Consider the following 9050-nt stretch of genomic DNA (forward strand, 5'->3'; position numbering starts at 1 on the left):
CGATAACGTATATATAATAAGGTTTGCTGTCAAAAAGTTTCCTCCCAACTCACAATCATTTTATGAGCTCGGTGTACCAACATACTCAAATATACAAAATATATATTATGCAAGCATAGTAATATAGCAAATTACTTTTTAAACTACTTGAGCTAATCATTATAAGCATTTTGGAAAGTAATGGCCAGGGTAGGGCGGACAAGTAGCAAGGGGCATGTTGGTTTTCATTTTGTTTATAAGTGTAAAATCCTTACTTTCAATTGGATTAAGTTTAGTTTTTTCATTTCAATTTAAAAAATTGAAGAATTACTTGTTTGCTAAATTTAATCTACTATATTTGTAGACTATATAATTTAAACACATTTAAAAAATAAGATTATGAGTTTAAGATTAGGGGATGAAGCGCCAAATTTCAAAGCGCAAACAACCATTGGTGAAATAGACTTTCACGATTATATCAAAGATAGCTGGGTCGTTTTCTTTTCGCACCCGTCAGATTATACGCCGGTATGTACTACAGAGTTGGGCCGTACGGCAAAATTGAAATCTGAATTTGACAAGAGGGGTGTGAAGGCCATTGCGCTAAGCGTCGATAATGTAAACGATCACTTGAATTGGATTAAGGATATCAATGAAACGCAAAATACCGAAGTGAATTTTCCGGTTATTGCTGATGAAGATCATCATGTATCCGAATTGTACGATATGATCCACCCAAATGCTTCCGCAACAGCGACCGTACGTTCCGTATTTATTATCGGTCCTGACAAAAAGATCAAATTGACGCTGACCTATCCAGCATCAACAGGTCGTAATTTTGATGAAATTTTACGGGTCATTGATTCTTTACAGTTAACTGCCGATTATCAAGTCGCTACGCCCGCTGACTGGAAGCATGGTGAAGATGTTATTGTTGTGCCAGCGATTAAGACAGAAGATATTCCTGCTAAATTTCCAAAAGGCTTCAAAGAGATCAAACCGTATTTGAGAACGACGCCACAGCCTAATCTATAGGGAGTAAGCCCTTGGAATTAAAGAACAAAAAAAGGCAACGTTGAAAAACGTTGCCTTTTTTATAAGTTCTAAATGCCTCCTAATAGACTTTAACCATGTAGATATAGTCTTGCATTTTCTTGATTTGTTCTGTTCTTGGTAAACCTGCCAAGCTATTCTTTTTGTTGATCTTAAGACCGGTAACCAGTGAATCACTTGGTATGTCCGCTAAGGCGTTCAAGATTGATTTCGTTTTGATTGCAAAGGCGGCACCATCTATGCCACGTTGTTTTCCGGAAATAATACCAATCACATTACCTCTGCTATCCAATACCGGACCGCCACTGTTACCTGGATTGACAGGTACGGAGATCTGATAAGCGATGGTATCACCGGCATAACCTGTTGATGAACTTAGGTATCCCTGACCATATACTGCTTCGTCCCGAGGAAACCCGATCGTATAAATATCTTCACCAAGATCTGAAGTCGACGTTTTGAACGTGTAAGGTAAGCTTTTAGCTTTCTTAAAGGTCTTATCTGCGATGTATAAGATAGCCAAGTCTTTGCTTGGATCGGTGTGTACGATTTGTGCTTTATACGATTCGCCTTTACTATTTTGTAAATAGATCGAATCAGCCCCGCTAATGACATGGTAATTGGTGACGACATAGCCATCTGTCGTCAACATAAATCCTGTTGCACCAAACTGGCTTTCGGTACCTTTTACAGATTTTTTGTCATTGATATCCCTGATAGCAGCGTTGTGTGCGTTGACGTTCTTTTTGACATTGTTCATGTCTCTACGTAATGCACTGTAATCGGAAGATGCTTTCTCGAGGTTGCTGTAATAACCGCTCAGCCATAATGTGCCAAATACTGCAAATACCGCTACCACTGCAGCCACTAAAGAACTTGCTTTGATGCGTTCCCAAAGTGAAATTACCGCTGATTGTTTTATAGGAACTACCTTTGCGGGTTTGTTTTGGGTTTTATGGTATTCTTTTGCTGATTGTGCTAAAGCATTTTTGAAATCCAGCCGTTGACTGGTTTCTTTCATATTGGCAACAAATTCGCGGTGTTGTTGTAATTGGGCAGCATAGGAGGGCTGATCAGCACAAAAAGATTCAAATGCAGCTTTTTCTTCGGCCGATAATTCGCCGCGAAGATACTGGTCTGCTAATTCGAAAAATTCTTTTTGATTCATTGTTCCCATGGTGTTACACTAATTTTAATCTGTTGAAAAAAATATTTTTTTCAGCCGTTGTAGGCATTTATACTTCTGAGTCTTGGCATTATCTGTATTGGTATAACCAAATTTATCACAGATGTCCTGCATCGAATGGTTTAAGATGTAGAAATCATGTAAGATTGTCTTACAAGGTTCTCCCATTTTCTCTAAGGCAAGTTCCATTTGGTCGAACTTCTTTTCAAGTTCTTGATGCTGTTGTAGATCTTCTTCCTCAAATAAGGAATCTTCATAACCGCTAATGTCACTGTTGCCAAAACCAGCACGATTGAGTTGCTTAAGCCAAAGCCTTCTGCAAATCGAGTAAAGATATGTTTTAAGTTTGCTGCTGAGCTCAAAGTTCCCTTTGGAAACTTTATCGTAGAGCACAATGACAGCTTCTTGAAAAATATCTTTCGCTTCATCCTCACTTCCATTGTTTTGCAAGATCATATGGCTTATAGACGGATAGTACCGCTTGTAGATAGCATCTATCGCCAAGCTGTTGCCGTCTTTGATGCCTTCAATGATTTGCTCATCATTTTCTAGCAGGACTGATTTACTGAATTTACTCACCTATTAATACCTTAATGCTTAAATTGTAACCCTTTGAAAAATAAAATTCTTCGAAATATTTTCAAACGTAAACTTTTATTTGTTTAAAGTGAAATCTATCCCCAAAAATAAGGCTTATTCCTTGAAACCGAAAGCATTTGTTTTTTATTGGAATCAGCTTCTTTTGGGAGGACATCGTTATTTTTCGCCGGGTCAATTTTTTACGTTTTTACATTGTTTTATGTACGATCCTCAAATAGAGAACCTATAGAACAATTTTAAAGTTCGATATGATCTTTTTTGTATCGAAAAAGTTTCGCAATCGAGTGCTTTAATAATCTGCTTGTTATTACTACAAAATGAAGTTACATTTGGTTTCCTGGACTAAATTGCTTAATTACATTATGTTAAGAAACTCTGTTATTTTTTCAACGATTCTAGCCTCATTGCTGTCGCTGGACACTACCGTCACGATAGGGCAAACGATTACGTCATCTATCGACGGTTTCCAGTATGGAGCCACAACGGCTCCAAAAGGGAATGAATGGGAATCGCCTCAATTATTATCACTTAATAAGGAGTTGCCGCATGCGTCGTTCTTCTCCTTTCAGAACGTAGAAAGTGCGCGAAAAGTACTTCCCGAGCATAGTAACTATTGGCTTTCGCTCAATGGATCCTGGAAGTTTAACTGGGTAAAGACCCCGGAAGAGCGACCAAAGGACTTTTATGATCCGAATTATAATGTGGGTGCCTGGGAATCTGTTCCAGTCCCTATGAGCTGGAATATTTATGGTATACAGAAGGATGGAAGCTTAAAATATGGTGTACCTATTTATACCAATCAACGTGTGATCTTTCATCATCAAGTAAAGGTCGATGATTGGCGCGGTGGAGTTATGCGGACGCCAGCCCAAGATTGGACAACTTATGTCTACCGTAATGAAGTGGGATCGTACCGACGTAACTTTACAGTACCTACTCATTGGGACGGTCGTGAGGTATTTATCAATTTTGATGGTGTAGACTCCTTTTTCTACCTGTGGATAAATGGCAAATATGTCGGATTTTCAAAAAATTCCAGAAACGTCGCATCTTTCAATATCTCGCCTTACTTAAAAAAGGGTGCTGAAAATGTGTTGGCTGTTGAAGTTTACCGGAGTTCGGACGCTTCCTTTTTGGAAGATCAGGATATGTTTAGATTGCCCGGGATATTTCGGGATGTTTCGCTTACTTCAACGCCAAAAGTTCAGATTCGCGATTTAGCGGCCATTCCAGACTTGGACAGCAATTACGAAAATGGTTCGTTGAAAATTACGAGTACTGTACGCAATCTGGGTAGTAAGAAAGCTGAAGGGTATAAAGTAGTTTATTCACTTTATAAAAATAAGCTATACAGTGACGAGAATACCCTTGTTGATCAGACAGAAGCTTCATCAGCTGTGCCAGCCCTGGATGGTCAAGTTTCTAATAGCGTCGCCGCAACGTTGAACGTCAAAAATCCGGATAAATGGTCTGCCGAATTACCTTATCGGTATACTTTGGTGGCTGAATTGAAGGATAAAAAGAACAAAACGGTTGAGACTATTTCTACCTATGTTGGATTTAGAAAGGTTGAGATTAAAGATACCAAGGCTGCGGATGATGAATTTGGCTTGGCCGGACGTTATTATTATGTCAATGGTAAGACGGTGAAACTGAAAGGCGTCAACCGTCATGAAACCAATCCTGAACATGGCAAAGTAGTGACCAGAGAACAGATGGAAGCTGAGGTGAAATTAATGAAACGGGCGAATATCAACCATGTCCGGAATTCGCATTATCCAGAACCTGCTTATTGGTATTATTTATGCGATAAATATGGAATTTATCTCGAGGATGAGGCCAATATCGAAAGCCATGAATATTATTATGGCAAAGAGTCTCTTTCTCATGTTCCTGAATGGAAAAATGCCCATGTAGCCCGTAATATCGAGATGGTGCATTCGACCATCAACCATCCGGCAGTGGTTATCTGGTCTTTAGGAAATGAAGCCGGTCCGGGTGATAATTTCGTGGCCGCCTATCAGGCTATCAAGAAAATCGATACGTCAAGACCTGTTCAATACGAGCGTAACAATACAATCGTTGATATGGGGTCCAATCAATACCCCTCAATAGACTGGGTAAGAGGAGCTGTAAAAGGCACTTACAAATTGAAATATCCATTTCATATCTCGGAGTATTCACATTCCATGGGTAATGCCGTTGGTAACCTAATTGATTATTGGGAAGCCATCGAATCGACCAACTTCTTTATGGGCGGTGCCATTTGGGATTGGATTGATCAGGCCATGTATTATTACGATAAGAAGACCGGCGAACGCTTTCTCGCTTATGGCGGCGACTTTGGAGACAAACCCAATGATGGAACCTTTGTCAATAATGGGTTGATCTTTGCCGATATGAAACCTAAACCACAGTATTTTGAGGTCAAGAAAGTGTACCAAAATGCGGGCGTAAAGGCTGTTGATATTCAACAGGGGAAAATTGAGCTTTTCAATAAAAATTATTTTAAAGATCTATCCGATTATCAGGTTCAATGGTCGCTATATAAGGATGGGGTAGAAGTAAAAAATAGTGCAGGTACAATCAGTGCCGCTGATTTGCCGACAGCGCGCCAACGCAAGCAGCTTATATTGCCGATAAATTATGCGCAGTTAGATGCGGGATCGGAGTATTTTGTAAAAGTACAGTTTATTCTCAATACAGATCGACCTTGGGCGGCCAAAGGTTTTGTTCAAATGGAGGAACAACTGTTTGTCAAAGCGGCTGAAAATAAACCGTTGATTTCCGCTGTTGCACAAGGAGGGGCTCCGTCGCTTTCCAAAGAAGGTGATTTGCAGGTGGTGAAAGGAGATCAGTTTATCGCGAAGTTTGACAATAAAACAGGCTCGATATATAATCTAACATATGCCGGTAAACAAGTTATCCGCGATGGCGAAGGCCCAAAATTGGATGCACTACGTGCTCCGGTTGACAATGACAACTGGGCTTACCAACAATGGTTTGAAAAAGGATTACATAACCTTAAACATAAGGTTTTGTCTTCAAACAGTTATACCAAGAAAGATGGAACAGTTGTTTTGGCGTTTACGGTTGAATCGCAAGCTCCATATGGCGCGTCTTTGTTGGGGGGAACTTCGGGAACCTACACGCTTAAAGAGCATACGGATAAGCCTTTTGGCAAAGATGATTTTAAATTTACAAGCAATCAGATCTGGACAATTTATAAGGATGGCTCTATTGAATTGTCGTCGAGTATTACATCCAATAATGCAAGTGTTGTATTAGCTCGATTGGGATATGCTTTGCAATTACCGACCGAGTATGGCAATTATAGTTATTATGGACGTGGACCGATCAATAATTATGCTGATCGGAAGACAGCACAATTTATTGAATTGCACAAAAGCACTGTAAAAGATCAGTTTGTGCCATGGCCTAATCCGCAAAATATGAGTAACAATGAGGATGTGCGTTGGACAGCATTGACAAATAATGCTGGACAGGGAGTTGTTTTTATTGCGAAAGAGCATTTATCAACATCCGCTTTGGACTATAGTGAGCTTGAGTTGACCTTTGCACCGCACCCTTATCAATTACCAAAAAGTTCGGGCGTACACGTGCATCTTGATGCAGCTGTAACAGGACTTGGTGGTAATAGCTGTGGACAAGGGCCACCGTTAGAAAAGGACCGTGTGAAAGCAATACCAACGGCTATCGGTTTCATTATCCGTCCGATTCAGAACAATGATATGATAGCAAAGGCTCAGATAGCGACTGCCGGTGACGCGCCCATTTCGTTGGCAAGAAGTTCAAATGGAGAAGTTTCTATTCAATCGGGAAATAAAAATGAGACCGTATTATACAGTTTGAACAATGCAAAGGCAAGTGTTTATAAAGCGCCTTTTGACTTACGCGCCGGTGGTACAGTAACGGCTTGGTATCAGCAAAATGAAAAATTGAAGGTAACACAACAATACACTAAAATCGAAACCATTCCAATGGAGGTTGTTTTTGCTTCAAGTCAGGAGACTGGTGAAGGGGATGCCAAGAACCTATTGGATGGAGATCCTTCCTCGATTTGGCATACGATGTATTCGGTTACCGTAGCACAGTATCCACATTGGGTTGATTTTGATGCTGGAAGTAGCAAAACAATTAAGGGCTTCACTTTTCTACCAAGACAGGATGGACCGAATGGTGATATCAAGGATTATAAGATCCAGGTGAGTAAAGATGGGAAGAACTGGGAAGATGTGATGTCCGGATCTTTTGAACGGAATAAAAAATTAAAAACTGTTCGATTCGAAAAGCCTGTGAAAGGACGTTATATCCGCTTTACAGGACTTAACTCCCAACGTGGTGATGATTATGCTTCCGGAGCTGAATTTGCTGTTATCGCTGAATAATTTGCTTTAAATCGCATATTGAGCCAGCACCTGTCAAACAGGTGCTGGCTTTTTTGTTGGCGACCTAGGATAAGATTAAATAGTGCGATCGTTTCGTTTTACGTAAGGTAAGGTAAGGTAAGGTCTCGGGCGATAATTTTGCAAACTTATTACATATAATGTTCGCGCACTTCTGTATTTTTAGGCCAGTTTAAACCGAGGCAAACCGGACAGTATGGAAATAAATAAACTTGATAATGCGCCTTTTACGGCATACCAAAAACTGGTGGTCTTTTTATTGGCCATGACACAATTTACGGTCGTGCTTGATTTTATGGTGATGTCACCGATGGGGGATATCCTGATGAAAGCCATCGATCTCAAACCAGCTCAATTTGGCATTGCGGTTTCGGCCTATGCTTTTAGCGCGGGTGCTTCGGGGCTGCTTACCGCGGGTTTTGCCGATCGTTTTGATCGAAAGAAGCTGCTGCTTTTTTTCTATTCTGGCTTTATTATCGGAACTTTCTGCTGTAGTTTTGCCAATGATTATTGGACTTTGGTCGCTGCTCGAATTATCACGGGCCTCTTTGGAGGAGTCATTGGTTCGATCTCCATGGCTATTATCACCGATATCTTTACGCTTCAGCAACGTGGACGTGTGATGGGCTTTGTACAGATGGGCTTTGGCGCCAGCCAGGTCCTAGGCATTCCGATAGGTCTGTATATCGCAAACAATTGGGGCTGGCATAGTGCCTTTTTATGGATTGCCGTGATGGCTTTAATTATTGTCATTATCATTGCAATTAAACTCATTCCGATTACAGCACATATCGGTCTTCAGAAACATCAATCTGCGTTAAAGCACCTTTGGCTGACTTTTTCACAGCGAGAATATCGTATCGGCTTTGCTGCAACAGCCTTGCTATCCATTGGAGGTTATATGATGATGCCTTTTGGAAGTGCTTTTGCAGTCAATAACCTCAAAGTTAGCCACGAGCAGCTGCCGATGTTGTTTATGATTTCGGGTATCGCTTCATTGATTATTATGCCTATCGTCGGGAAATTGAGCGATCGTTACGATAAGTTTAAGATTTTCGCGTTCGCTTCCCTTTGGCTCATGGTTGTCGTATTTATCTACACGAACCTAGGCGTTACTCCATTTTATATTGTTGTTATCTTAAACATTTTAATGATGGCGGGCATTTTAAGTCGGATGACGCCTTCTTCCGCTTTGATCACGGCTGTTCCGGAGATGAAAGATCGGGGTGCATTTATGAGTATCAGTTCATCGTTGCAGCAGCTGGCAGGAGGTGTGGCAGCTTCGCTAGCAGGTGTAATCATTGTTCAAGAAACAAAAGAAAGCCCCTTGGAACATTATCCTACATTGGGGATGAGTGTGATTCTGCTCTCTATCATCGGTATTTTTATGATCTACCGGGTGAGCAGTATGATTAAAAAGCGAAAAGCCAATTCTTAAAACAAAATTGTTCTTATCGTTATTAGTTCTTAAAATATAAATTGCTAAAGAGAGATGGAATTATGGAAAAAATAGTTAGATATCCACATCCAAATGGAGAGATAACCGTTCTTTGGATACCTGAACGCTGTGCACATGCTGCGGTTTGCGTGAAGAGTCTCCCAAATGTGTATCATCCGAAAGATAGGCCTTGGATCACAGCCCAAAATGCCAGTACAGCGGAATTGATTGAACAGATCAAGCATTGCCCTTCTGGAGCACTTCAGTACGAATTGAAAAAATAATAGTTGTTGTATTGTTAAGGCAAAAAAAAAGCATCATTTATAATTAAATGATGCTTTTCTTGTTGGCGGTCTGGACGGGACTC

General features: G+C 40.5%; 6 protein-coding genes. 4 read left to right on the top strand and 2 right to left on the bottom strand.

Annotation, left to right across the window (positions count from 1 at the left end; genetic code table 11):
- Positions 1-378 precede the first annotated feature (378 nt).
- Entirely contained in the window at positions 379-1014 is a 636-nt protein-coding gene (locus B3600_RS04495; RefSeq protein ID WP_070563280.1) for a peroxiredoxin, read from the top strand.
- Positions 1015-1093: 79 nt separating this feature from the next.
- On the opposite strand, the gene B3600_RS04500 is transcribed toward B3600_RS04495, so the two are convergent.
- Positions 1094-2209 (bottom strand): S1 family peptidase, encoded by a 1116-nt coding sequence (locus B3600_RS04500; RefSeq protein ID WP_070563283.1) that lies wholly within the window; start codon positions 2207-2209, stop codon positions 1094-1096.
- Between the two features lie 15 nt (positions 2210-2224).
- Complete coding sequence (locus tag B3600_RS04505) at positions 2225-2797, bottom strand: RNA polymerase sigma factor (RefSeq protein ID WP_115047104.1); 573 nt, start codon at positions 2795-2797, stop codon at positions 2225-2227.
- 338 nt (positions 2798-3135) lie between these two features.
- Here B3600_RS04505 and B3600_RS04510 point away from each other — a divergent pair, with 338 nt between their 5' ends.
- From B3600_RS04510 to B3600_RS04520, 3 genes are all read left to right on the top strand, one after another.
- Positions 3136-7227: a glycoside hydrolase family 2 TIM barrel-domain containing protein gene (locus tag B3600_RS04510; protein ID WP_286752237.1), complete on the top strand. Its 4092-nt coding sequence runs from the start codon at positions 3136-3138 to the stop codon at positions 7225-7227.
- Between the two features lie 214 nt (positions 7228-7441).
- On the top strand, positions 7442-8683 hold the full coding sequence (locus B3600_RS04515; protein ID WP_070563286.1) for an MFS transporter: 1242 nt from the start codon (positions 7442-7444) through the stop codon (positions 8681-8683).
- Between the two features lie 62 nt (positions 8684-8745).
- The gene (locus B3600_RS04520; RefSeq protein ID WP_046672314.1) at positions 8746-8967 is read left to right on the top strand and encodes a (4Fe-4S)-binding protein; all 222 of its coding nucleotides are present in this window, start codon (positions 8746-8748) and stop codon (positions 8965-8967) included.
- The last annotated feature ends 83 nt before the right edge of the window (positions 8968-9050 follow it).

Origin of the sequence: Sphingobacterium sp. UBA2480 (assembly GCF_002341965.1) — a bacterium.
GTDB classification, from domain to species: Bacteria; Bacteroidota; Bacteroidia; order Sphingobacteriales; family Sphingobacteriaceae; genus Sphingobacterium; species Sphingobacterium multivorum.

What these genes read in the sequence shown, in the direction of transcription:
- B3600_RS04500 (WP_070563283.1), bottom strand. Translation starts at nt 2,209, where the DNA reads ATGGGAACAATGAATCAAAAAGAATTTTTCGAATTAGCAGACCAGTAT.
- B3600_RS04515 (WP_070563286.1), top strand. Translation starts at nt 7,442, where the DNA reads ATGGAAATAAATAAACTTGATAATGCGCCTTTTACGGCATACCAAAAA.
- B3600_RS04520 (WP_046672314.1), top strand. Translation starts at nt 8,746, where the DNA reads ATGGAAAAAATAGTTAGATATCCACATCCAAATGGAGAGATAACCGTT.
- B3600_RS04495 (WP_070563280.1), top strand. Translation starts at nt 379, where the DNA reads ATGAGTTTAAGATTAGGGGATGAAGCGCCAAATTTCAAAGCGCAAACA.
- B3600_RS04510 (WP_286752237.1), top strand. Translation starts at nt 3,136, where the DNA reads ATGAAGTTACATTTGGTTTCCTGGACTAAATTGCTTAATTACATTATG.